Origin of the sequence: Pseudoalteromonas sp. GABNS16E (genome assembly GCF_028598715.1) — a bacterium.
Lineage (GTDB): Bacteria > Pseudomonadota > Gammaproteobacteria > Enterobacterales > Alteromonadaceae > Pseudoalteromonas > Pseudoalteromonas atlantica.
Genome location: NZ_JAQREZ010000002.1, coordinates 53011 through 78865 on the forward strand (window position 1 = coordinate 53011; position 25855 = coordinate 78865).

The 25855-nt window shown below is 40.8% G+C and carries 23 protein-coding genes; 14 read left to right on the forward strand and 9 right to left on the reverse strand.

Annotation, left to right across the window (positions count from 1 at the left end; translation table 11 throughout):
* Nucleotides 1-36 precede the first annotated feature (36 nt).
* Nucleotides 37-2259, reverse strand: coding sequence for an NADP-dependent isocitrate dehydrogenase (locus PSI06_RS01270; protein ID WP_096041613.1), 2223 nt, complete (start codon nucleotides 2257-2259; stop codon nucleotides 37-39).
* Nucleotides 2260-2708: 449 nt separating this feature from the next.
* Nucleotides 2709-2927 (reverse strand): cold shock domain-containing protein CspD, encoded by a 219-nt coding sequence (gene cspD, locus PSI06_RS01275; protein WP_004586755.1) that lies wholly within the window; start codon nucleotides 2925-2927, stop codon nucleotides 2709-2711.
* Nucleotides 2928-3136: 209 nt separating this feature from the next.
* Between cspD and clpS the strand changes: the two genes are divergently transcribed.
* Nucleotides 3137-3445, forward strand: coding sequence for an ATP-dependent Clp protease adapter ClpS (gene clpS, locus PSI06_RS01280; protein ID WP_004586754.1), 309 nt, complete (start codon nucleotides 3137-3139; stop codon nucleotides 3443-3445).
* Between the two features lie 68 nt (nucleotides 3446-3513).
* Nucleotides 3514-5775: an ATP-dependent Clp protease ATP-binding subunit ClpA gene (clpA, locus tag PSI06_RS01285; protein WP_004586753.1), complete on the forward strand. Its 2262-nt coding sequence runs from the start codon at nucleotides 3514-3516 to the stop codon at nucleotides 5773-5775.
* 231 nt (nucleotides 5776-6006) lie between these two features.
* Here clpA and infA read toward each other — a convergent pair whose 3' ends face one another.
* The 4 genes from infA to trxB form a co-directional block, all read right to left on the reverse strand.
* Nucleotides 6007-6225, reverse strand: coding sequence for a translation initiation factor IF-1 (gene infA / locus PSI06_RS01290; protein WP_002962494.1), 219 nt, complete (start codon nucleotides 6223-6225; stop codon nucleotides 6007-6009).
* Nucleotides 6226-6315: 90 nt separating this feature from the next.
* Nucleotides 6316-7020, reverse strand: a complete 705-nt coding sequence (locus PSI06_RS01295; protein WP_064385091.1) for an arginyltransferase — start codon at nucleotides 7018-7020, stop codon at nucleotides 6316-6318.
* Complete coding sequence (gene aat / locus PSI06_RS01300; protein ID WP_273602656.1) at nucleotides 7013-7729, reverse strand: leucyl/phenylalanyl-tRNA--protein transferase; 717 nt, start codon at nucleotides 7727-7729, stop codon at nucleotides 7013-7015. The genes PSI06_RS01295 and aat overlap by 8 nt, the downstream gene beginning before the upstream one ends.
* A 93-nt stretch (nucleotides 7730-7822) precedes the next feature.
* On the reverse strand, nucleotides 7823-8773 hold the full coding sequence (gene trxB, locus PSI06_RS01305) for a thioredoxin-disulfide reductase (protein ID WP_024033489.1): 951 nt from the start codon (nucleotides 8771-8773) through the stop codon (nucleotides 7823-7825).
* A gap of 287 nt (nucleotides 8774-9060) precedes the next feature.
* Here trxB and pssA point away from each other — a divergent pair, with 287 nt between their 5' ends.
* Nucleotides 9061-10386 (forward strand): CDP-diacylglycerol--serine O-phosphatidyltransferase, encoded by a 1326-nt coding sequence (gene pssA / locus PSI06_RS01310; protein WP_273602655.1) that lies wholly within the window; start codon nucleotides 9061-9063, stop codon nucleotides 10384-10386.
* Between the two features lie 115 nt (nucleotides 10387-10501).
* Here pssA and ald read toward each other — a convergent pair whose 3' ends face one another.
* Nucleotides 10502-11623 (reverse strand): alanine dehydrogenase, encoded by a 1122-nt coding sequence (ald, locus tag PSI06_RS01315; RefSeq protein ID WP_273602654.1) that lies wholly within the window; start codon nucleotides 11621-11623, stop codon nucleotides 10502-10504.
* A gap of 142 nt (nucleotides 11624-11765) precedes the next feature.
* Here ald and lrp point away from each other — a divergent pair, with 142 nt between their 5' ends.
* The 8 genes from lrp (at nucleotide 11766) to PSI06_RS01355 (ending at nucleotide 20799) form a co-directional block, all read left to right on the forward strand.
* Complete coding sequence (lrp, locus tag PSI06_RS01320; RefSeq protein ID WP_004586747.1) at nucleotides 11766-12245, forward strand: leucine-responsive transcriptional regulator Lrp; 480 nt, start codon at nucleotides 11766-11768, stop codon at nucleotides 12243-12245.
* Nucleotides 12246-12399: 154 nt separating this feature from the next.
* Nucleotides 12400-14928, forward strand: a complete 2529-nt coding sequence (locus tag PSI06_RS01325) for a DNA translocase FtsK (protein WP_273602653.1) — start codon at nucleotides 12400-12402, stop codon at nucleotides 14926-14928.
* Nucleotides 14928-15554, forward strand: coding sequence for an outer membrane lipoprotein chaperone LolA (lolA, locus tag PSI06_RS01330; RefSeq protein ID WP_004586745.1), 627 nt, complete (start codon nucleotides 14928-14930; stop codon nucleotides 15552-15554). Before PSI06_RS01325 ends, lolA begins: the two co-directional genes overlap by 1 nt.
* Nucleotides 15547-16890: a replication-associated recombination protein A gene (locus PSI06_RS01335; RefSeq protein ID WP_273602652.1), complete on the forward strand. Its 1344-nt coding sequence runs from the start codon at nucleotides 15547-15549 to the stop codon at nucleotides 16888-16890. Before lolA ends, PSI06_RS01335 begins: the two co-directional genes overlap by 8 nt.
* Nucleotides 16883-17263 carry a fluoride efflux transporter CrcB gene (gene crcB, locus PSI06_RS01340; RefSeq protein ID WP_004586743.1) on the forward strand — a complete coding sequence of 127 codons (381 nt, stop codon included), beginning with the start codon at nucleotides 16883-16885 and terminating at the stop codon, nucleotides 17261-17263. Before PSI06_RS01335 ends, crcB begins: the two co-directional genes overlap by 8 nt.
* A gap of 9 nt (nucleotides 17264-17272) precedes the next feature.
* Nucleotides 17273-18577, forward strand: a complete 1305-nt coding sequence (serS, locus tag PSI06_RS01345; protein ID WP_273602651.1) for a serine--tRNA ligase — start codon at nucleotides 17273-17275, stop codon at nucleotides 18575-18577.
* A gap of 226 nt (nucleotides 18578-18803) precedes the next feature.
* Entirely contained in the window at nucleotides 18804-19895 is a 1092-nt protein-coding gene (locus PSI06_RS01350) for an AAA family ATPase (RefSeq protein ID WP_273602650.1), read from the forward strand.
* A gap of 4 nt (nucleotides 19896-19899) precedes the next feature.
* Nucleotides 19900-20799, forward strand: a complete 900-nt coding sequence (locus tag PSI06_RS01355) for a DUF4435 domain-containing protein (protein ID WP_273602649.1) — start codon at nucleotides 19900-19902, stop codon at nucleotides 20797-20799.
* Nucleotides 20800-20901: 102 nt separating this feature from the next.
* On the opposite strand, the gene PSI06_RS01360 is transcribed toward PSI06_RS01355, so the two are convergent.
* Nucleotides 20902-22089, reverse strand: coding sequence for a PQQ-dependent sugar dehydrogenase (locus PSI06_RS01360; RefSeq protein ID WP_273602648.1), 1188 nt, complete (start codon nucleotides 22087-22089; stop codon nucleotides 20902-20904).
* Here PSI06_RS01360 and PSI06_RS01365 point away from each other — a divergent pair.
* Nucleotides 22074-22529, forward strand: a complete 456-nt coding sequence (locus PSI06_RS01365; protein WP_004586738.1) for a hypothetical protein — start codon at nucleotides 22074-22076, stop codon at nucleotides 22527-22529. The genes PSI06_RS01360 and PSI06_RS01365 overlap by 16 nt on opposite strands.
* A 69-nt stretch (nucleotides 22530-22598) precedes the next feature.
* Here PSI06_RS01365 and PSI06_RS01370 read toward each other — a convergent pair whose 3' ends face one another.
* Nucleotides 22599-23861 carry a valine--pyruvate transaminase gene (locus tag PSI06_RS01370; RefSeq protein ID WP_055253823.1) on the reverse strand — a complete coding sequence of 421 codons (1263 nt, stop codon included), beginning with the start codon at nucleotides 23859-23861 and terminating at the stop codon, nucleotides 22599-22601.
* Between the two features lie 239 nt (nucleotides 23862-24100).
* Between PSI06_RS01370 and PSI06_RS01375 the strand changes: the two genes are divergently transcribed.
* Together PSI06_RS01375 and PSI06_RS01380 are read left to right on the forward strand one after the other, a co-directional pair.
* A complete protein-coding gene (locus PSI06_RS01375; RefSeq protein ID WP_273602691.1) occupies nucleotides 24101-25195 on the forward strand; it encodes an endonuclease/exonuclease/phosphatase family protein in 1095 nt (364 codons plus the stop codon).
* Nucleotides 25196-25339: 144 nt separating this feature from the next.
* The gene (locus PSI06_RS01380) at nucleotides 25340-25759 is read left to right on the forward strand and encodes an MAPEG family protein (protein WP_273602647.1); all 420 of its coding nucleotides are present in this window, start codon (nucleotides 25340-25342) and stop codon (nucleotides 25757-25759) included.
* Nucleotides 25760-25855: the final 96 nt, after the last annotated feature.

A 25855-nucleotide genomic window follows, 5' to 3' on the forward strand; every position in this document is an offset into this window, starting at 1 on the left:
CTTTAAACGTAAGCGGTTTTTTAATTTAATCTAAAATTATACTAATTTAGATAAAATTTCGTTAAACGTTGCACTTGGGCGCATTGCTTTAAACGCTGCATCATCATTTGGTTGGAAGTAACCACCAATATCCATTGAAGGACCTTGCGCATCGTTAAGCTCGCTTACGATTTGCTCTTTTTGCGTTTCTAAATCGCTCGCAATTTGTGTAAATTGCGCTTTAAGCTCGCTGTCTTCGTCTTGCTTAGCCAGCTCTTGTGCCCAGAATAAAGATAAGAAGAAGTGAGAACCACGGTTATCAATTTCTTTTACTTTACGTGAAGGCGACTTGTTTTCAGCTAAGAACGTACCTGTTGCTTTATCTAGTGTGTCAGCAAGTACTTGTGCTTTTTTGTTGCCTGTATTCACGCTTAGGTGCTCAAGCGAAGCCGCTAGTGCTAAAAACTCGCCTAACGAATCCCAACGTAAGTGGTTTTCTTTTTCGAACTGTTGAACATGCTTAGGTGCTGAACCACCTGCGCCAGTTTCAAATAAGCCACCACCGTTCATTAGTGGCACAATAGAAAGCATTTTAGCACTGGTACCCAGCTCTAAAATTGGGAATAAATCTGTTAGGTAGTCACGTAATACGTTACCCGTTACAGAGATAGTGTCTTTACCTTCTTTAATACGCGCTAATGAGAATAAAGTTGCTTCAAGCGGTGCTAAAATTTGAATGTCTAGGCCATCAGTATCGTGATCTGGTAAGTATTTGTTTACCTTTTTAATAAGCTCTGCATCGTGAGCACGGTTTTCATCTAACCAGAAAATAGCTGGTACGCCCGTCGCACGTGCGCGGTTTACAGCAAGCTTAACCCAATCTTGGATTGGTGCGTCTTTAACCTGACACATTCTCCAAATATCGCCTTGCTCAACAGTGTGCTCAAGTAATGTTGTGCCATTTGCATCAACAACACGAATAGAACCATCCGCTTTTGCTTCAAACGTTTTATCGTGAGAACCGTATTCTTCTGCTTTTTGAGCCATTAGGCCTACGTTTGGTACGCTACCCATAGTGGTAGGATCGAACGCGCCGTTTTCTTTACAAAAATCAATTGTAGCTTGGTAAACGCTTGAGTAGCTACGATCTGGGATCACAAAGCTAGTGTCTTGTAGTTTACCGTCGTTGTTCCACATTTGACCGCTTGAACGAATAGCAGCAGGCATAGACGCATCAATGATCACATCGCTTGGAACGTGTAAGTTAGTAATGCCACGGTCAGAATCAACCATTGCAATAGCAGGACGCTCAGCGTAAACCGCTTGAATGTCTGCTTCAATTTCTTCGCGCTTAGCATCATCTAATGTTTGAATTTTAGAATAAACGTCGCCTAAACCGTTATTTACATCAACACCTAGCTCTTCAAAAAGCTCGCCGTGTTTAGCAAATACGTCTTTGTAGAAAACTTTTACCGCATGACCAAAAATAATAGGGTCAGATACTTTCATCATTGTCGCTTTCATGTGAAGCGAAAATAATACGCCTTTTTCTTTAGCTGCATCAATTTCTGCTGCTAAAAACGCTTGTAGTTTAGCTGCGCTAATGCGTGATGCATCAATTACTTCGCCAGCAATTAGCGGCGTGCTTTGTTTAAGTACAGTCACATCGCCATTACTCGCTACGTGCTCAATACGTACATCAGTTGCTGCATCAACAGTTACAGATTGCTCAGAACCAAAGAAGTCACCTTCGCTCATGCTTGCAACGTATGATTGTGAGTCTTTGCTCCACGCACCCATTGAATGAGGGTTATTGCGTGCATATTCTTTAACAGAACCTGGTGCACGACGATCTGAATTACCTTCACGCAATACTGGGTTTACAGCACTGCCTTTAATTTTGTCGTAAGTTGCTTTAATTTTAGCTTCTTCATCATTTTTAGGCTCAGCAGGGTACTCTGGTAGTGCGTAGCCTTTTTCTTGAAGCTCTTTAATGACAGCGCGTAATTGCGGTACAGACGCACTGATGTTTGGTAATTTGATGATGTTTGCTTCTGGTGTTTTTGCAAGTTCGCCAAGCTCTGCAAGCGCATCGCCGATGCGTTGCTCTTCAGTAAGGTAATCAGCGAAGTTTGCAATTACACGACCTGCTAATGAGATATCGCGAGTTTCAACTTCAACACCTGCCGCATTTGTATAGGCTTGGATAATTGGTAGCAACGAGTAGGTTGCTAGCGCCGGAGCTTCGTCCGTTTTAGTGTAGATAATTTTTGATGTCATCATCATTCCTAGATAGTAGGCCGCAGTGGCCGTATTCAACAATGCAAAGAAACTCATTAGCGCATGGTTGCGTTAACAAGCAGTTTGTTAGGTGTCGGTACTCTTAATATGCCAAAAGGCAGAATAGTCACACCTGACTAACTGATTTTTATAGGTTGCAAAGTACACGTATTTTAGCCGCGTAAAAGCATAAGCTAAAATGTAACCGCGTAATTTAGCAACAAGAGTGTAACAAGCTTGTTTAAAAAGGGCTAGCGCTTGCGCTTTTGAACAGCCTTAATTAGCAGGTAACTGTTAGAACATTGGGGTATATAAAATAAAATCAAGGAAAAGGGTTGAATTTAGCGTGTACAGGGGCAATTTAGTAATAAGAAGAGAGTTGAGTGGTAAGTGGGGAATTAAGCGAGGATCTAAATTAGGTCGCTCGCTTTAGTCGAACAAATTTTTGATCACTCTAAAATGTCGCCGTTAGGCGCAATGTTTTTAGCGTGCAAGCCCTTAGGGCCTTGTTCTAGCTCGAATGTTACATCCTGACCAGCTTTAAGTGTCTTATAACCGTCCATTACAATCGTTGAGTAATGAGCGAAAATATCATTCTCGCAGCCGTCTTCTACGATGAAACCAAAACCTTTGGCGTTGTTGAACCATTTGACTTTACCACAAGCCATACTTCTACATCCTTCTATAAGTTGACTAATTTAGTTATTCTAAACCGTATAATTTGCTAGACTGACTAAGGATTAATCAATCTACTTCTGACTGTAGTTTATTTGGCCAGTCAGTCAAGTGTTTTGTGGTATTTTTTTAACATTTAATTTATTTTTTATTCAAGTTTGCTTGAGTTCTAAAGACAAGACTATATTTAATTATGAGTGGTATGAAAGATTCAGGTGTCATCGACACAGTTCGCGATAGTGAAAAGCAAAAGCTGCAGCCACCGCGAAAATACAAAGTTGTTTTAAATAACGACGACTACACGCCAATGGACTTTGTAATAGAAGTTCTAATGACGTTTTTCAATATGGATAGCGATAGAGCAACTGATGTGATGCTACAAGTTCACGAAAAAGGTAAAGGGATATGCGGTGTATTTAGTGCCGATGTAGCCCATACCAAAGCGGAACAAGTTAACCGTTATGCACGGGATAACGAGCATCCACTGCTTTGTAGTTGTGAGCAGGAATAAATACCAATTAGGTGATCAATCATCTCATTGTTGTGGTATAAAATAATTATCTCAGTAAGGGGTTGCCAATGCTAAACAAAGACTTAGAACTAACGTTAAATGCCGCATTTCGTGAAGCGCGTACACGCCGCCATGAGTTTATGACGGTAGAACACCTTTTACTTGCGCTTTTAGATAACCCTTCAGCAGGCGAAGCGCTAAACGCCTGCGGTGTTGATATTTCTGGTTTAAAAACCGAACTATTAGAATTCATAGACGAAACCACACCGGTTATTCCCGATTTAGAAGAAGAACGCGAAACCCAACCAACACTGGGCTTTCAGCGCGTGCTTCAACGTGCGGTTTTTCATGTTCAATCATCTGGTAAAAACGAGGTTACAGGCGTTAACGTGCTCGTTGCTATTTTTTCTGAACAAGAAAGCCAAGCGGTTTATTTACTTAAGAAAAGCGATATTTCTCGCTTAGATATAGTGAATTTTATTTCTCATGGTATTTCTAAAACGGATGATGAGTTAGGAGATGACACTGACGATATTCATGAAGAAGTACAAGAGGTTCAAAACGAAGAGGCAAGTAAGTTAGATAGCTTTACCACTAATTTAAATGCACAAGCCAAAGACGGTAACATTGACCCATTAGTAGGGCGCGACAGCGAAGTAGAGCGCACCGTGCAGGTTTTATGTCGCCGTAAAAAGAATAACCCACTACTTGTTGGTGAAGCAGGGGTAGGTAAAACAGCCATTGCAGAGGGCCTTGCGTACCGCATTGTTAATGAACAAGTGCCTGAAGTAATTGCCGATGCTGTTGTTTACTCGCTTGATATGGGCGCATTGCTTGCCGGTACTAAGTACCGCGGCGACTTTGAAAAACGCTTTAAGAGCTTATTAAAAGAGTTACAAGCAAAACCTAATTCAATTTTATTTATTGATGAAATACACACTATTATTGGTGCAGGTGCTGCATCAGGTGGTGTTATGGATGCCTCTAACTTACTTAAACCGCTGCTTTCAAGCGGGCAGTTACGTTGTATGGGCTCAACCACTTACAATGAATACAAAAATATTTTTGAAAAAGACCGTGCGTTAGTACGCCGATTCCAAAAAATTGATGTACTTGAACCAAGTGTGGCCGATACCACTAAAATTTTAAATGGTTTAAAAGAGCGTTATGAAGAACACCATGGTATTCGTTACACGCAAAAAGCGTTAAAAGCAGCTGCTGAGCTAAGCGCTAAATACATTAATGAGCGTCACTTACCTGATAAAGCCATTGATGTGATAGATGAAGCCGGTGCCAACCAACGTTTGCAGCCAAGCTCTAAGCGCAAAAAAACCATTGGCGTATCAGATATTGAATCGATTATTGCTAAAATGGCACGTATCCCAGCTCAAAGTGTGTCATCGACCGATAAAGAAACGCTTAAAAATCTTGATCGTAATCTTAAAATGTTGGTGTTTGGGCAAGATCAGTCTATCGACGCGTTAACATCTGCGATTCGTTTATCTCGCTCTGGGCTTGCAAACGAAGATAAGCCTGTAGGCTCGTTCTTATTTGCGGGGCCAACGGGTGTAGGTAAAACCGAGGTTACTAAACAGCTTGCTAAATGTATGGGTGTTGAGTTTATTCGCTTTGATATGTCAGAGTACGTTGAGCGCCATGCAGTAAGCCGTTTAATTGGTGCGCCTCCGGGGTATGTTGGTTTTGAACAAGGCGGCTTACTTACCGAAGCCGTTATTAAAAACCCGCATGCAGTTGTATTATTGGATGAAATTGAAAAAGCCCATCCAGATATTTACAACATATTACTGCAAGTAATGGATCACGGTACGTTAACCGATAACAACGGTCGTAAAGCTGACTTTAGAAACGTGGTGGTGGTTATGACAACCAATGCCGGCGTGCAAGAAACCACACGTAAATCGATTGGCTTTACCGAGCAAGATCATACGCACGATGCAATGAGTGAAATTAACAAGGTATTTTCACCTGAATTTAGAAACCGCTTAGATAATATTATTTGGTTTAACCACCTTGAAAAAGACGTTATCTTGCAAGTGGTCGATAAATTTGTAGTTGAGTTGCAAGCACAGTTAGATAAGAAGTCAGTTAACCTTGAGCTGACCTCTAAGGCCCGAGAGTGGTTAGCAGATAAAGGCTACGATAAAGCAATGGGTGCACGTCCAATGGCACGTGTTATTCAAGATGAGCTTAAAAAACCATTGGCTAACGAAATACTCTTTGGTGAACTGGTTGATGGCGGTACTGTTAAAGTATCAGTTAAAGATAAGAAAATTAACTTTGACTATGAAAGTAATTTAACACCCGCTTAAACAAGTGTACTCACTTATCATACCAATGCGCAAATTATGCGAATGGGTATATAAACTAACCTGCGCGATACGCGTGGGCTTTTTTGTGCTTTTTTATAGGCAACAAAAAACCCAGCAAAAGCTGGGTTTTTTGTTTATTAAATGTAATTGCTAGTCAGTACCATCAATTACATTTAATAAACGCTTTAAGCTAGTTATTCACTAGCCAAAAACTAAATCTCGTTTACGCACTTAGCGAGCACGGAATACGATACGTCCTTTCGATAAATCGTAAGGAGTCATTTCTACCGTTACTTTATCGCCGGTTAAAATACGGATATAGTTTTTGCGCATTTTACCTGAAATATGAGCCACAACTACGTGACCATTTTCTAGCTCAACTCGGAACATTGTATTTGGTAAAGTATCAAGGACTGTCCCTTGCATTTCGATTACGTCTTCTTTCGCCATGTTTAGCGTAACACCTCTTTAATAGTTAAACGCTGCAGATTTTGCCCAAAATACGCCAATAAGTAAAGGCGCAGCGGGCATTTTTGCAAATTAAATAGCCAACCACTGGTCATTAACGTGTTTTTGCGCGGGTAAAAACTGAGTTTTGTATTTCATTTTGGTGCATTCATCGATTTGGTAGCCCAAATACACAAATTCTTTATTTTGCTGTTTGGCAAATTCGAGCTGTTGTAAAATCATCACAGTCCCTAAACTGTAGTGTTCAAAGTCGGGATCGAAAAACGTATAAATAGCCGAAACAGCGTTATCCATGCAGTCTGTTACGGCCACTGCAACTAAAGTGTCTTGGTGCCAAAGCTCAATAAACGTTATTTCTAACCAGCTACAAAATAAAAAACTTTGAAACTGTTCTAAATTAGGCGGAAACATAGTGCCATCGCTGTGGCGCATTGAAATGTATTTACTATAAAGTGGGTAATATTCTTCGCGCTTAGCGTGTGTGTATTTAACTTCAAAGTTTGCTTTTACTTTATTTAGTTTTCTTTTTTGTGACTTTGAAGGGGTAAACTCTTGGGCTAACACGCGCACCGAGTTACAGGCGCTACACGAAGGGCAGTGCGGTCGATAAATTTGGTTACCACTGCGCCTAAAACCGAGCGATAAAAGCATCTCAAATTTATGCGTGCTGTAACAGGTTGGGTCAAGTATTACCAATAATTGCTCTTGCCTGTCAGGTAAATAGCTACAAGCAAACTCTTGGCTAAGGCCAACGCGTGCAGGAATGTGTTCACTCATAAATTGCTGTTAACTCCTGTGGTTGCCACATGGTTGAGTTGAGGGTGTAAGCATTTGCTCGTTTAAGTTTAGTCAAAAATTCTGAGCGAGGGATCACTTTTGCGCCTAAAGAGGTTAAATATGGGTTTTCTAGTTGGCAGTCAATAAAATGTGCGTTATGGCGTTTTAACCAATTAACTAACGCCCACATGGCCAGTTTTGAGCAATTAGTTTGATGATGAAACATCGACTCGCCACAAAAAACGCCATTTTGCATAATGCCATACAGCCCACCGGCAAGTTCGCCGTCTTGCCATACCTCAACACTATGCGCAATATTAGCGTCATGTGCAGCAATATAAGCGCTTAACATGTCGTTTGTTATCCATGTGCCTTCGGTGTCTATACGTTGCTCACAGCACGCTTCTATCACCTCAGCAAAGGCATTGTTAACAGTTACTTTAACAGGATGTTTTTTTAAATGTTTACGTAAGCTTTTACTTATATGAAAGTCATTCAGCTCTACAATGCCGCGTTCACTTGGCGACCACCACATAATGGGTTCACCTTCGCTAAACCATGGGAAAATACCCATTTTATAGGCAATACTTAAGCGCTTTACAGATAAATCGCCGCCTATGGCAAGCAGTCCATCGGGGGAGGTAAGTGCATATTCGGGATTTGGAAATGCTATATCGGTTTCACTTAGTTGGTATAGCTGGTTTCTCATAGAGGGCTTAACTTATTAATTATCATAAAAGTGTAACTATATTTTAGGCATAAAAAAAGGCTGAACTAACAGCCTTTATTAATTTTGTAGCGTTTATAGGTTATCTAAGAAACGCTCTGCATCTAGGGCTGCCATACAGCCTGTACCTGCAGATGTAATTGCTTGACGGTAAATATGATCAGACACATCACCTGCGGCAAATACGCCAGGTACGCTTGTTTGTGTAGCGTTACCGTTAAGACCAGACTCAACCACTAAATAGCCGTCTTTCATTTCTAGTTGGCCTTCAAACATGTCGGTGTTTGGCTTATGGCCTATAGCAATAAACACACCCGCTAAATCAAGCTCTTCGGTAGCATCAGATTGCGTATCTTTAATGCGTACGCCAGTTACGCCCATGTCATCGCCAAGTACTTCGTCTAGCGTACGGTTGTAGTGCATTACTACGTTACCATTTTGCGCTTTTTCGTTAAGGCGATCAGCAAGAATTTTTTCACTGCGGAAGCTATCACGACGGTGAATAACGTGTACTTCATCCGCAATGTTAGATAAGTAAAGCGCTTCTTCTACAGCAGTGTTACCACCACCTACAACGGCAACTTTACGCCCTTTATAGAAAAAACCATCACACGTAGCACATGCAGATACACCACGACCTTGAAAATTAGTTTCAGACTCTAAGCCTAAGTATTTAGCCGATGCACCAGTGGCAATAATTAATGCATCACATGTGTAAGTACCTTGGTCGCCAGTTAGCGTGAAAGGGCGCTTAGACACATCTACTTTATTAATGTGGTCAAACACAATTTCCGTTTCAAAGCGCTCAGCGTGCTCTTTCATACGGTCCATTAATGCAGGGCCTGTTAAACCGTGCGCATCGCCTGGCCAGTTTTCAACTTCAGTAGTGGTCGTTAATTGGCCACCTTGTTGAATGCCGGTAATTAAAACGGGGTTTAAATTTGCGCGTGCGGCGTATACTGCGGCAGTGTAACCCGCAGGGCCAGAGCCTAAAATTAGTAACTTAGAGTGTTTTGCTTCAGTCATGATCTTTTCCTAAACGTTTAATACTGAACTTAATGGCTTCGATTCTAAGAAAAACAAGGCACAAGTAAACAAATTATGTGAATATTTTTTTCTCACAAAATTAAAAGCTGTGCAATATTATGTACTGACTTTGCCTGGAACGATAAAAAAGCCCGTGTAAAGGCTAAAAAACAAACAGATGAGCAACAAAGCTTCGTTAATTCATGACCCGTTAGTATTTTTTTGATATGTTTTACCTAATTTTATTTGTCACTGATAGATTATGTGACCTTAGTGAATAGGCAACTATGTTATTTTGGCAGGAAAAACCCGCATTTGGGTTGACTTCAAAAGACGTTAACGTCTTAACCAACGCACAAGAGTACCGTACGCAATTGCTACGTTTAATTAGCAATGCAAAAAAAAGAATCTACATTACGGCACTTTATTTACAAGATGACGAAGCAGGGCGCGAAATACTGGAAGCGCTGCATCGTGTGTCGTTGGCAAACCCCAACCTTGAAATAAAAGTGTTGGTTGATTTTCATCGTGCTCAACGTGGTCTTATTGGTGCAAAAAAATCAGACGGTAACGCAAGTTTATATTGTGACTATTTAGAAAAATTTAAATCGAACGTACAAGTTTACGGTGTGCCAGTTAAAGCCAAAGAGTTGTTTGGTGTGTTACACCTTAAAGGTTTTGTTGTAGATGATACTTTATTATACAGCGGCGCCAGCTTAAATAACGTGTACTTGCAATACAACGAACGCTACAGGCTCGACCGTTACTTTTTAGTTGACCAAGCAGCACTGTGCGACTCTGTGGTTGATTTTATTGAGTCTAAGCTAATAGGCTCGCAAGCCGTGCCACGTATTGATACACGCCCGCTTAGGCGCCTAATAGACTTTAAGTTTGAACAAAAGCAATTAATGCGCGAGCTAAAGTCGGCCAGTTATGCAAACCCAACTACGCCCAATACCGACCCACTCGGTGTGCGTTTGTTTTTAGGTTTAGGGCGTCGTAATAATAGCCTTAACCGATTAATTAAAAACTTGTTTGATACCACAGAGCAAGAGCTTGTACTTTACACACCGTATTTTAATTTTCCGGCGCCGCTTATGCGCTCACTACGTCGATTATTAAAACAGGGCAAGCAAGTAACCATTGTAGTAGGTGATAAAACCGCAAACGATTTTTATCTGCCGCCAAGTGAGCCGTTTTGTAAAATTGGTGCACTCCCGTATTTATACGAAACTATTTTGCATAAATTTGTAAAATCGCAAAAGCGCCATATAGATAACGGCAATTTAAACGTGTATTTATGGAAGCACGAGAGTAACTCGTTTCACTTAAAAGGTATTTGCGCCGACCGACAACGCCACTTATTAAGCGGCCATAACCTTAATCCACGAGCGTGGGGCCTTGATATCGAAAACGGTATTTTAATTGAAGATCCACAGCAAAGTATTATGCAAGCCATAGATAACGAAAAGCAGGAAATTTTAAAACACTGCCGCCGTTTAACTGGGCCAAATGATTTAGAAACAGTAGAAAATTACCCGCAACCGGTTAAAAAGCTACTTGGTCAGGCTAAACGCGTAAAAGTAGACTTTATAATTAAGCGTTTTATATAAATTATTTTATATAGTCGAAATTTAGATACAAAAAAAGCAGCTAATTAGCTGCTTTTTTATTGCTTGTAGTTAGGTAACTATTTTATTCAATAACACCTAACGACTAAACGCAAAATTACGCGTTTTCTACTGCAGTACGAGGGTCAACATATTCCATGTTGAACGCTTCAGCTACTTCTTTGTAAGTTACTTGGCCTTTAATTACGTTTAAGCCTTTTAAGAAGTGCGCGTCATCTAGTAGTGCCTTTTTGTAACCTTTGTTTGCAAGGTTAATAATAAACGGCAATGTTGCATTGTTAAGTGCAAAGGTAGAAGTACGCGGTACTGCACCTGGCATGTTAGCAACACAGTAGTGAACAACTTCATCAACAATGTATGTAGGATCAGCGTGCGTTGTTGCTTTAGAAGTTGCAATACAACCACCTTGGTCAATAGCAACATCAACAATTGCAGAGCCTGGTTTCATTGCTTTAATGTGATCGGCTGTTACTAGTTTAGGTGCTGCAGCACCTGGAATTAGTACGCCACCAATTACTAAGTCAGCTTCTAGTACGTGTTTTTCAAGTGCGTCAGCTGTTGAGTAAATCGCTTTAACTTTGTTACCAAATTGCGCGTCTAGTGCACGAAGTACATCGATGTTGCGGTCAAGTACTACAACGTCTGCGCCCATGCCAACAGCCATTTGCGCTGCGCTACGACCAACCATGCCGCCGCCAATAACAACTACTTTAGCTGCTTCAACGCCTGGAACGCCACCTAGTAACATGCCACGGCCGTGGTTAGATTTTTCAAGCGCTTGTGCACCGGCCTGAATAGACATACGACCTGCTACTTCACTCATTGGTGCAAGAAGCGGCAAGCCGCCACGTGCATCAGTCACTGTTTCGTAAGCAATACAAATCGCTTTGCTTTTAACAAGGTCTTCAGTTTGTGGAAGATCAGGTGCAAGGTGAAGGTAAGTAAATAAAATTTGGTCTTCGCGTAGCATTGCACGCTCAACAGCTTGTGGCTCTTTTACTTTTACGATCATGTCTGCTTTTGCAAAAACATCAGCTGCAGTGGCTAAAATTTCAGCGCCAGCTTGTGTGTAATCTTCGTTAGTAAAACCAATGCCGATACCTGCATCTGTTTCAACAATCACTTGGTGGCCGTGATTTACTAATTCACGAACACTCGCAGGAACCATACCTACACGGTATTCATGGTTTTTTATTTCTTTTGGTACACCAATAATCATAAAATTTGCCTTATTAAGAACGGATTAACATTTTTCACTATTATATTCATCATAAGGCAGTGTGTCTCACCTTTTTTAAAAGGCTAGGTAGTGTTATTATCTAAATAATAAAAATAAACAGAATATTAAACTAGTTGGGTGTATGCATCAGTTATTAGATAGAATTGACCGTAAAATTTTAATGGAATTACAGCACGATGGACGCCTTTCTAATGTAGAACTGGCCCGACGAGTTGGCCTGAGCGCCACGCCCTGTCTAGAGCGCGTAAAAAAGTTAGAACGTGAAGGTTATATACTTGGCTATAAAGCGGTGGTTGATCCAGCAAAGCTTGGGCAAGGCTTATCTGTGTATGTTGAGGTAACCATTACCAAAACATCGCCCGACGTATTTGATGAGTTTAGTGCGGCGGTTAAACAGCACGAAGAGATAATAGAGTGTCACTTGGTATCGGGTAATTTTGATTTTTTATTAAAAACACGCGTAAACGATATGTCAGAATACCGCGGTGTACTAGGCGACATTCTTTTAAAGCTGCCAAACGTGAGTGAAAGCCGCACCTATGTAGTAATGGAAGAAGTTAAAGGTGAAGACGGCGTAATAATTCGCCCTTACATTGCGTAAATTTAACCGCAAAAGATAAACACACTCTAATTTATAAAAACTTGTTCATAATCAGGCCATACATATTAAGATAAAGTGCATCAAATTGCATTTCCTGCTAAGGTATTTGATTGCAAGCAAGTGCCAATAGAACAATAAAGAGGGATAGGAAGTTATGCGCCTAAACGGTGTGCAAAGACTATTAGAAACAGGGCTGATCATCAGTACCTTTGCGGCAATATTCATTTTATGTGCTTTAATCAGCTTTGATCCCGCTGACCCTGCGTGGTCGCAAACGGGTGAATTTAGAAACGTAAAAAATATTACAGGCACTGCCGGTGCTTGGGTAGCCGATATATTATTACTGTCATTTGGTTGGCTTGCTTATTTAGTGCCGGCCGCTATTCAGCTGTTTGGCTATTTATTATTTAAACAACCTCATCGTATTTTACAGCTCGACTACACCACACTTGCTTTGCGTGTTATTGGCTTTGCTTTATTTATTACCTCAGCAACGGCAATCAGCAGCATTAACTTTGATGATATTTATAACTTTTCATCCGGTGGGGTAGTGGGCGATGTGATTGCATCGGCCATGATGCCGGCATTTAACTTTACCGGTACCTCTATACTATTATTGTGCTTCTTTTTTGCTGGGCTTACTTTATTAACCGGTGTGTCGTGGGTTGAATTTGTAGACTACCTCGGCGATTTAGTGGTTAGAGGCTACCGTTACATTGCTAATTACGCCCAAGGTTGGATGCAACGAGAGCGTATTGCGGCAAATCCGGTGCAAGCCGATGCGCAATTTAATGATGACCCTGACGATTATGAGCAAAGTGATACCACACTTGAGCAATCATCAGAATTTGAACAAGAACCTGCTAAAAGTAAAAAGCCAGCTAAACAAAAAGCCATTACGAAAGAGCAGCCTACCTTTAGCGAGCCGCAAATTAGTGATGACTATAGTCCATTTGATGAGCTAGACGATATACTCGACCAAGAAATTGGCTTTAGCGCCATAGATGACGAGCCTATGGATACAGCGGCTGCGCTAAATGCACTAGATCAAAGCCAAGTTGTTGAGCCTGAAAAACCGGTTACCACGGTGGTATCGCCAGCAAGGCCTATGCCTAAGCCAAAACCTGCATATCAGCCACCGCCAACAGCAAAAGAAAAGTTTGAAGAGTTACTTGATAAAGAGCCACCGCCAGGGCCATTACCGTCGCTTGATTTACTCGACAGACCGGATAAAGCAAAAAACCCGATATCGGAAGAAGAGCTTGAAAGTGTATCGCGTCTTGTTGAAACAAAATTACTCGACTTTAACGTACAAGCAAAAGTGGTTGGCGTATACCCAGGCCCAGTTGTAACACGTTTTGAGCTTGATTTAGCACCGGGTATAAAGGTGTCTAAAATTACTGGTTTATCAAAAGATTTAGCCCGTTCGTTATCGGCAATTAGTGTACGTGTGGTTGAGGTGATCCCAGGTAAAACTTACATAGGGATAGAGCTGCCTAATAAGTACCGTGAAATTGTACGTTTATCTGAGGTAATTAACGCCCCTAAATTTGAGCAAAATCCATCGCCACTAACCATGGTGTTAGGTAAAGATATTGCAGGGCAACCTGTGTGTGCCGATTTAGGTAAAATGCCCCATTTACTGGTAGCCGGTACCACAGGTTCAGGTAAGTCAGTGGGCGTTAATGTAATGATATTAAGCTTACTGTACAAATCGGGCCCTGATGATGTTCGTATGATCATGATTGACCCGAAAATGCTTGAGCTTTCGGTTTACGAAGGTATTCCGCACCTATTGTGTGAAGTTGTTACCGACATGAAAGAAGCGGCTAACGCACTACGTTGGTGTGTAGGCGAAATGGAACGCCGTTATAAATTAATGTCGGCGTTGGGTGTACGTAACTTAAAAGGTTACAACCAAAAAGTACTTGAGGCCAAAGAAGCGGGTTACCCAATTCTTGACCCATTATTTAAAGACACCGACGGCATGAAAGAAGGCCCAGACGAGTTAGATAAACTACCGAGCATAGTGGTAGTAATAGACGAATTTGCCGACATGATGATGATTGTAGGTAAAAAAGTTGAAGAACTTATTGCCCGTATTGCGCAAAAAGCGCGTGCCGCAGGTATACATTTAGTACTTGCAACACAGCGCCCATCGGTAGATGTAATTACCGGCTTAATTAAAGCCAATATACCTACGCGTATGGCGTTTCAGGTGTCGAGCAAAATAGACTCGCGTACCATATTGGATCAACAAGGCGCAGAAAACTTACTCGGTATGGGTGATATGCTTTACTTACCGCCAGGCACAAGCGTACCAGAGCGTGTGCATGGCGCATTTGTAGACGACCATGAAGTACATGCGGTAGTAAACGATTGGAAAGCACGCGGTAAACCTAATTACATTGATGAAATTTTAAATGGTGATGCAACAGAAGATGTTTTATTACCAGGTGAAACCAGTGAAAATGCAGATGAAGAGTCAGATCCGCTATACGACGAAGCCGTTGCGTTTGTAATCGAAACCGGCAAAGTATCGGTATCATCAGTACAACGTAAATTACGTGTTGGCTATAACCGCGCAGCACGACTAGTAGAACAAATGGAAACATCGGGTATCGTGAGTTCACCAGGCCATAACGGCGCTCGCGATGTATTAGTACCTAATGGAGCAAATTAATGAAAAAATTAAACAGTTTATTATTAGTGCTTGGCAGTTTAATTGCCACGCCTAGCTTTGCTGATGACAGCCAAGCACTGCAAGACAAACTCGCAACCCTTAAAAGTTTTAAAGCGCAGTTTTCTCAAAACGTAACCGATCCGCAAGGCCAAGCGGTTATGCAAGGCGAGGGCACAATTGCCCTTAAACAACCTATGATGATCCGCTGGCAGCAAACAAACCCAGACGATACCTTATTTGTATCCAATGGTGACAAAACCTATTACTTCGACAGCTTTGCTGAGCAAGTAACTATTATGGATACCCATAGCCTTATAGATTCAACACCGTTTGTACTGCTTACTTCAAAAGATCCCGCACAATGGGAAAAATACAGTGTTCAAGCCACAGACTCTGGCTTTAGTGTAACGCCAAATAAAGGCGTAGAAAGCCAAGTAGAGCAACTTGATATTACCTTTGCAGGTAACGAGCAAGGCCTTGCTAAGTTAGTTGTGACGGATAATTCTGGTCAGCTTTCGTCGTTTAGTTTTAACAATGCACAAGTAAATACCGCGCTTGATACAAGCACCTTTGAATTTACCCCACCAGAGGGTGTAGAAATAGACGATCAGAGTAACGGTGAATAATTTAGGCTTTAACTTTGGGCCCGATGTACGCCCACTTGCGGCGCGCATGCGCCCAACAACGCTTGACGAATACATAGGTCAGCAGCATTTACTAAGTAGCGACAAGCCCTTGCACCAAGCCATTGTTGCAGGGCGTTGCCACAGCTTAATTTTGTGGGGGCCGCCTGGGGTAGGTAAAACCACCCTTGCGCAAATTATTGCAAACCACGCCGATGCCGAACTTATACAAATGTCGGCTGTGGCCGCAGGCGTAAAAGATATTCGCGACAGCGTAACGCAAGCGCACGATAACCTACAAAGCCGCGGGCAACGCACCTTAATGTTTGTGGATGAAGTACACCGTTTTAATAAATCGCAGCAAGATGCATTTTTACCACATATAGAAGACGGCACTTTTATATTTGTAGGTGCGACAACCGAAAACCCTTCATTTGCACTTAATAATGCGATTTTATCGCGTGCACGCGTGTATGTTTTAAAGTCGTTACAAGAGAGCGACCTATACACAGTGATAGAGCGCGCACTTAAGCAAGATGAGCAACTAAACCAAAAAAATATTGTTATTGCCGATAACGCCAAACAGGCGCTTTGCCAAGCAAGCGGCGGCGATGCCCGTAAAGTGTTAAACCTGCTTGAGCAAGCGGTTGATTTAACGAGTGAGCAAAACGGCACATACAACGTAGATGAGCACGTATTAAGCCAAGTACTGCCAACCCATTTAGCTAAATACGATAAAGGCGGCGATGAATTTTACGATTTAATATCGGCTTTTCATAAGTCAGTACGAGGCAGCTCACCCGATGGCGCGCTGTATTGGTATTGCCGTATTTTAGCCGGCGGCGGCGACCCACTTTATGTAGCAAGGCGTTTACTTGCCATTGCCACAGAGGACATAGGTAATGCCGACCCACGGGCAATGGAAGTGGCGTTAAACGCATGGGATATATTTCAGCGTGTAGGCCCAAGCGAGGGCGAACGCGCCATTGCACAAGCCACTTTATACTTAGCCAGCGCACCCAAAAGTAATGCGGTTTATATGGCATTTAACCAAGCAAAAGCTGATGCCAAAAACGAGCCAAGCTACCCAGTTCCAGAGCACTTACGAAACGCGCCCACAAACCTAATGAAAGATTTAGGCTATGGCGCCGAGTATCGCTACGCACATAACGAAGAGGGCGCCTTTGCCGCCGGTGAAAAATATTTACCGCCAGAAATTCAAGACAAACACTATTATTTACCGAGCGATCGCGGCCTTGAGCAAAAAATTAAGCAAAAGCTTGATTACTTAAAAGAACGCGACGCGCAAAGCCCACTTAAACGATACGAAAATGATTAAACTTTATATGATGATCGCCCTTGGTGGCGCCTCAGGAGCCTGTTTACGATTTTTTATTAGCGAAACCATGCTAAAACTCCTTGGTAGGGGATTCCCTTTTGGCACGTTGACGGTTAATATTCTGGGTTCATTGTTAATGGGCATTTTGTACGGTTTGATAGAGAAAGAAATTATCGCCACAAGCCCCGCTAAAACCCTTATTGGTATTGGCTTTTTAGGTGCGTTAACCACCTTTTCAACATTCTCAATGGACTCGTTGTTGTTATTACAACAAGGTCACTTTATTAAAATGGCCCTCAATATCATCTTAAATGTGATGATCTGTATTTTTATGGCTTGGCTGGGCCTTCAGCTGGTAATGCAAAAAGGTTAAAAAACTAACATGTTAGATTCTAAATATTTACGACAAGACGTTGGGCAAACTGCAGCACGCTTAGCGGCTCGTGGCTACGAGCTTGATGTTGCAAAAGTGACAGAACTTGAAGAACAACGCAAAACATTACAAGTAAAAACGCAAGAGCTTCAAAGTCAACGTAACGCCAGTGCTAAAGCCATTGGCCAAGCAAAAGCAAAAGGCGAAGACGCACAACCACTACTAGACGCAGTGGCAAATTTAGGTAGCGAATTAGACGCAACTAAAAAAGCGCAAGACGAAGTACTCAACGCCATTAACGAAATTGCTTTAGCAATTCCAAACTTGCCAGACGAATCAGTACCAGAAGGCGCTGATGAAGACGACAACGTTGAAATACTTACCTGGGGCACGCCTAAAAAGTACGACTTTGAAGTAAAAGATCACGTAGACGTAGGCCAAGACCTAAACGGCCTAGACTTTGAAATGGGCGTTAAAATTAGTGGCGCACGTTTTACAGTAATGCGTGGCCAAGTAGCGCGTATGCACCGTGCACTTACGCAATACATGCTAGATACCCACACAGATAAAAACGGCTATACAGAAATGTATGTACCGTACTTAGTAAATAGCGCAAGCCTTTACGGTACAAGTCAATTACCTAAATTTGCAGGCGATTTATTCCATACATTAGGCCTAGTAAACGACGACGGTGAACAACAAGCTGGCTTTAGCTTAATCCCAACAGCAGAAGTACCGCTGACTAATAGCGCACGCGACGAAATATACGAAGAAAGCGATTTACCGATTCGCTTAACTGCGCACACGCCGTGTTTTCGAAGTGAAGCGGGCAGCTACGGTCGCGATACACGCGGCTTAATTCGCCAGCATCAGTTTGATAAAGTTGAACTAGTTCAACTAGTAAAACCAGAAGATTCAATGCAAGCGCTTGAAGAGCTAACAGGCCACGCAGAGCAAATTTTACAAGCACTAGAACTACCATACCGTAAAGTAATTTTATGTATGGGCGACATGGGCTTTGGCGCAGCTAAAACATACGACTTAGAAGTATGGTTACCGGCGCAAGATACCTACCGCGAAATTTCGTCTTGTTCAAATATGGTCGATTTCCAAGCGCGCCGTATGCAAGCACGTTTTCGCCGTGAAGGTGCTAAAAAGCCAGAGTTACTACATACACTAAATGGCTCAGGTTTAGCGGTTGGCCGTACACTCGTAGCCATACTAGAAAACTACCAACAAGCCGATGGTTCAGTAGTAGTACCTGAAGTATTACGCCCATACATGGGTGGACTTGAAGTGATTGGGAAAGCTTAAGGTTTAGCTATTAGTTTTTAGCTATAAGCTATAAGCTATAAGCTATAAGTAGAAAAGCCGCTGTTCTAAACGAACAGCGGCTTTTTTCTAAAGCTAAGTTTAAAATTGCAGAACATTTTTTAAAAAGTGTACACTTTGGAACATTTAATTTAGATTCATTGTATTACGTAACTAGAACACGTAAACTTTTATTAATATAGATATTTAAATACGAATGACTTATAAAATGAACAAATTAAAAAAGTTAGAAATTTTGAACCTTTGGGATTCTGAAAATGTAACCCTTGAATTCAATGATAATGTAACATTTCTGACCGGAATAAATGGTTCAGGGAAAAGTACCGTTTTAAATATCATATTCGATAGTCTAACTTCATATAAAGAGTTAAGTAGAAATACTTCAAAGAGTCGGTTTTGGAGTACAAAGTCATCATTTTCTAATTGTTTTAATTATTATTCTGCGGTTTTTCCAAATGTCTCAAATAATTCTGAGGCAGAAAAGCATCTAATAGATCTTCTACCTGGAGCTGCTTATCACGACATTGATAAGGTTAAAGGCTTCGAAAAGCTATGTTTTAAAGATAGTGAATTAGCTTCTAGAAAAAACATTACATATTCAGATGATCTCGAAAAATGTCGTGTAGCATCAGTGCATAGTGCTTTTTTTTCAGGTGACGATATTTCAGGTGATTTTGAAAGAATTAAAGAACTAATTCCAAATTGTTTTCTTTACCAAGAAGATCGCTGCTCACTTCATAAGCGAACAGACAAACTCGAGCCATTTTCAAAGTCATTCAATTACCATAATTATAAAAACAGTATTGATGATAGACTTATTTATATAAGAAATGCTTTACAGAATTATGAGTCACAAATAGTTGAGAAACTCTCAGATTTTTCAAAGAAAAATAACGATCCACATAGTATCGTAAGCTTTATAAAAGAATATACAGAAACAAAAGATAATGTCTTTGAGATATTAAATCGCTACTTTAAGCAAACAAATAAAGAAATTACTAAAGACGAAGACAACATGATAACCGCTAGAAAAGTTGGTTCAAACAAACCAATTCCCTGGTATCTATTATCTCGGGGAGAAAAGACAATAATTTATCTTTTCCTTGTAGTATTGATATATCGAGATTCGGTCTTCCTTTTTGATGAACCTGAAATTAGCCTTCATGTTAATTGGCAAAAGAACTTAATTGCTGATCTAGTCTCTCTCGCTCCAAATTCTCAATTCATCATTGCAACACACTCTCCTGACTTAATTGGCGGTGAGTGGCTTCCAAACTGTTTGTTGTTATCAGAGGACTAAATTAGTGATAGTTCAAAAAGGGATACCAAAGCAAAGGATTGATACAGGTAGAATTGAAGCAAAGTCTTTTCTTGCTAGAAAAAAAATTATCGAAATTTATGTCGAATCTCAAGAAGATGTAACTTTTTGGAGAAAAATATTTAGTTATAAGGACATTAGATCTATTGATGTTAAACCCGTGAGACATCTAAAGGGCTCTAATGGTAAGGGTGAGATCCTAAGAAGTATTTCAGATGGTGATTTGACTCCTGGTAGAAGCCTATTAGTTGCAATTGATAGTGATTATGACTATCTAAAATGCACCAATTCAAAATTTTATAACAGCCCTTACGTATTCCAAACTTATGCTTATTCAATAGAAAGTTACTATTTTTACCCTCAGCACGTCTTAGAGGCATGTTTAAATGCAACTAATACAAGTAATATCCCACCAGATATGTTTAAAGTTACTGAGGCTTTCGAATGTTGGTCTGCTAAAAATTACGCTAATTTTATTTCATTCCTAAAAGATGATAACAAGGATTCTAGTAAAGCAATTTATAGCTCTCTTTCTAATTTAGATATTACTACCGCTGAAGAAGCTCCTGAATTGGGAGACTGTGATGAATTTAGAGCTAAGGGCTTAAACAATTTAAATCTCTATCTATTTATCAATGGGCATAAGCTTGAAGAAAAAGTTAAGCTTATTACTAAAAGAGTTACAAATTGGCTTATTAATAGAGAGCACCAATCGATTAAAGGTAAGAGTAAAGAGGCTACAGTAGATTTAAGAAAACAATTTACTAACAGTCTGAATTGCCCAAATCAAGTATTGCGTTCTACAGACCTCAACGGTGTTTTGCTTATGCAGTTAATTTACAGAGATTTAGACGAATATATGGTTCAAGCAAAAGATATACTGTAATTAGGCATAACCCCTAATACATACTCTTCTCAAAATACTTCAAAGTAATGGGTCAGGTCTTTTCTTTTGACATTAGCTTTATTATTGGTTATTTCATGCAAATTAATTCGATATAAACAACATCAGCTCAGCATCTTTCCCATCGGTTAATATTGCTACATTACCTTGCGTGGTCACATACACATCTCTTAATCTTCCTGTTGCTTCTGGAAATATGTGTGACTGGGTGAATTCGCCATTAGCCAGATTAACGCTGTAGAGCTTTTTATCTACAAGTGTAGTGATGAGCACATGTTGTGCAAGTGAAGGGAATGTGGCGTGTTTAGAGCCGTAATACGCCATGCCTGACGGGGCGATTGATGGCGTCCAATCTACGCTTGGCTTTTGCATACCGGGGTAGTCTCTAAATGGAGAAATACGTGCTTGTGAATAATCGTCACCATAGGTGATCACCGGCCAGCCGTAGTTGGTAGCTGGCGATAAGTAATTTAACTCATCGCCACCGGCGGGGCCGTGCTCGTGGCTAACAATTTGCTCGGTATCGTAATCATACACTAAGCCCTGTGGGTTTCGGTGACCGAGTGAGTAAACAGCGTGTGCATTGGGGTTTTTGTGATTAATAAATGGGTTATCTTTTGGGATAGTGCCATCTAGGTTTATGCGTAATAGTTTGCCAAGTTGGCTGGTTATTACTTGTGCTTGCTCTCTAAAATCAAAGCCATCACCAGTTGAAAACAGTAGAGTGTTGTCGGGTAAAAAGAGGGCGCGGCCAGCGTAGTGTTGTGGGGTATTTTTATCAGTCGCTACTGTGTAAATAATAACAGGCGTTGAAAAGCCGGTACCATTAAACGTAGCTTTTGCAATTACTAGGCGATTAGCCTCAGCTGTGCCTTGTGCGTAGGTAAATATAACTTCTTTGCTGGTGTTAAAATTAGGCGAGAGCACTATATCGAGTAAGCCGCCTTGGCCTGCAACGTATAAACCTTCAAGGTTTAAATTTACTCTAGTTTGCTGATTGTTTTTTACAATAACAACGTGGCCGTCGCGCTCTGTAATTAGCCATGACCCGTTTGGTAGCTTAACCATGCTCCACGGCGAATTTAATTGTGCTGCGAGTGTGTGAGTGCTGTATTGCTCTTTAGGTAATTCGGCAGCACTGGCGGTAGATGCAAAAAGCCCTACAAACAGCCATAGCGCTAATAGAGAGAGTCGTTGTTTACATTGCAAGCCTTTGCTACTGTAAGAAAAAAGCTTCATTTTAAGTTGAGATAACCATGCCATTTTTAACACGTTTACTCCCTATATTTTTAGTTTCTTGGTTATTTACCTTTACTCTTGCTAGCTTGTTTCATAGCCAATACGTTGTCAATCAATTAGTTGATGTGGGCGTTGTGGTCAGCTTAAGCGACCGTATTAATTTAACGCTAGATGATTGGTTAGGGCTATTACCTACCTATGGCGCTATTATTGCCATTGCTTTAGCTATCGCTTTTTTTGCTGTTGTGTTACTTGTTAAAAAGTTTGAAAAATACAGCATGGTGTTATTTGTGGCATCGGGTATCACTGCTTTTGCCGTGGTGTTAGTGGCGATTGAGTCGATTATGAATATTCATATTATAGCGGGCGCACGTGGATGGGGGTTTTATTTGCAGTTACTAGCAGGTGCTTTAGGTGGCTTGCTGTTTGCCCTGTTAACCAAGGCGTTAGCCCCTAAACAGTACGTTAAATAAAAAACACAGTGGCTAACGCTAAACGTTAACCACCACGTTAAAATACGATGTAAACCGTTAATTAAAGCGCTACATAATAAGCGCCTTAATAGCCTCTAAGCCTTTTCTGAGTGTGGCTTCATCGTTGGCGTAGTTAATGCGTACGCACTGGTGTTTGTGCTCCCAGCTATCTTCAATGCCAATAAAAAAGTTATGCCCAGGAATTATATATACATCTTGCTCTTTGAGTTTTTGATAAAGCATTTCGCTGGTTATTTTTGAGTCTTTAAACCATAGCCACATAAAAAACGCGCCTTCGAGTTTATGTAAATAGACAGGCAAGTCGGCAAAAATTTCATCAAACAGGTTTATGGCTATCTCTGCTTTATTTTTATAAAAAGGCAATACAGTATTTTTACACAAAGGCAATAATTCGCCTTCGTTAATTAAGCGGGTTACTAAGCTTGGGCCAATAGCGTTAGGCGATAACACCATAGAGCCGTTAACACGGCCAATGGCTTTAATTATTTCGTTATTGGCAACCACAATACCAGTGCGCAGGCCTGGCAAGCCCAGTTTTGAAAGCGACATACACAATATAATGTTTGAGTTCCACGTAAGGTTTGCATCGGTGTAAATACAGCCCGGGAAGGGGTCGCCGTAGGCGTTATCAATAATTAGGGGAATATTGTACTTGTGTGCAAGGGCGTCTAGATGGCGTACTTCCTCATCGGTAATGACATTACCAGTTGGGTTGGTAGGGCGCGATACGCACAGTGCACTAATACTGGTATCGTTGGCTAATACGTTTTCTACCGCGTCAAAATCAATGACATATTTAAATTGCTTAGAGCCACTGGGGGTATTTAAAATTTCGATGTCGGGCTTTATTGCCACAAACATATCATCAGATAAACCTTGGTCGGCGTAACCTACGTATTCAGGCGCAAGCGGAAACAATATACGCTTATTAGTGCCATCGCTCATTTTGCCCGCAAGCATATTAAATAATACAAAAAAGTTAGCTTGGCTGCCGTTACCCAGTGCTATGTTTTGTGGTGTTAAGCCCCAGTCAAACTCGCTATTGAGCTGTTTGGCAAGGGCCGCTCTAAATTCGTCATTGCCAGTTGGCCCGTCGTACAAACCAAATACTTGCGATACTTTATTACTGGCTACTAGCTTTTGTAATTCATCTAAAAATACAGCATTAACCTGGGGTACGTGTGCGGGGTTACCGCCACCTAGCATAACAATATTTGGATTATTGCTTGCGTTAGCGCTGCCTAAATCTTCCATAAGCTGCGTTATTCCGTTGGGTTGTGTAAATTTAGTACCAAAATTTGAGTAGTTCATAATACCTATGTGTGCGCTAATAACGAGGAGGGCAGTATAGCGTAAATAAAGGGCTTTATTTGCATGTTGAGAATAATTCACGGTTTAGAACTTTAAACCCTTTAGGGTATAATTAACGCACTTTTATTCGCTAGGCTATTGTTATCAGTAATTTTGAATCGACATTACATCACACTACGCTTGGGGCTGAACCTGCCGCTGATTTAAACGAGCCTGTAGTCAAAAACACGCAATTTAAAATAGCCACGTTTAATTTATTTAACTACCTTGAGCCGCCTAATGCGTATTACGATTTTGAAAAAATTTATACCGCAGAGCAATGGGCACGCAAACAGCGCTGGATTGTAGATTATTTAAATGAGTACGCGCCTGATGTAATAGGTTTTCAAGAAGTATTTAGTATTGAATCGCTAAAAGCGTTAATGGCGCAGCAAGGCTATACATATTTTGCTGTGGTTGATACACCAGAGGTGATTGATGATTTTATTTTTAAGCGCCCGGTCGTGGCAATAGCGTCTAAATTTGAGATTGTTGATGTTGCTGCGGTTAAGCACAATACCGAGCTTGTTGAAATGCTTGGCCTTAATAGTAATTTTACGTTTAGCCGTAAGGTGTTAAGAGCCACCATTAGATTACCCCATGTAGGTAATACCGACTGTTATGTGGTTCATTTTAAGTCAAAACGAGCCATGATTGAGAGTGATGAAAGTACTACTAGCTCAGCCAAAACCGAGACACCCTCAAGCGAAAAAAACATAATAGACACTCTTAAAGCAAATGTGGCCGGCTCGTGGGGCTCAACCATTCAGCGCGGCAGTGAAGCCACACTACTAATGATAGAAATGATTGCCCGACGCGAAGCTACACAACAGCCTATGGTGTTAATGGGCGATTTTAATAACGACCTAGCCGATGGCGTATTGACCCATTTATTAACGAATACATTGCGATTTGCCCCAGCGTTTGATGTTAAAACATACCTTGCTAAATATTGTTTAAATGACGCATGGCAGTTATTTAAAACACTAAAAATGAGCCAATTTACGGCGCACAACACCCAGCAAAACGCTGGCAGCCATGCAGATGCTCAACAAAGTAATGCCCCCGCTGCGCCGCTATTAAATCGCAGCCCTACCCATTACTATGGAACGAGTAGTACGGTACTTGATTATATTTTACTTTCGTGTGAATTTGACCCAAGTTACGATGATAGCTTTTATGAAGTGAGTGATTATCATACATACGACAGGCATTTAATAAACCCAGAATACGAACGAGACGATTTAACAACCGATCACGCAGTGGTATTAATTACGCTAACGTTAAGGAGTTAATTCGTGGGTAACATTTATAAATAGCTTTGCAGCTTTTACATTATTATTGAACCTATAAATTACAAGTTATTAATTATAATGAACTTATTTTAGGCTTGAAACTTGCTATAACTACTGAGTTAAAACAATTTTAAGGACATAAAAATGACTGAAGTTGCGCTTTCTGCCTATATGGCGTTTTACGTTTACTTAATAATGTTAGTGGTACAGTGGTCGGTAGCTACCTTTAGCAAAGCTAAACAACCTAAAGCTGTACCGGGTAAAATAAGCGATGATTTATCGCACGACAGTTTTATATTTAGAGCCCATCGTACTTTTCATAACACACTAGAAAACAGCGCGTTGTTTATTGGTACTGTGTTGTTTGCATTTGTTATAAATTACCAAAGCCCTATATTTGCCATGTGTGTTTGGGTGTATGTAATAGCGCGATTAATTCATATGGCGCTGTATTACGCTATAGCCACAGAGAAAAACCCAAGCCCACGCACGTATTTCTTTTTAATCAGTTTTATAGCCAATATTGTTATGCTAATTTTAATTGGCTTGAGATTAATGGCTTAATATCACGCGATTAAAGGCTATTAAGCCGCTAGTATAAAAACGAAAAGGGCTGTAATTAGCCCTTTTGCTTTTTAGTTTTTAGCTGAGATTAGGGCG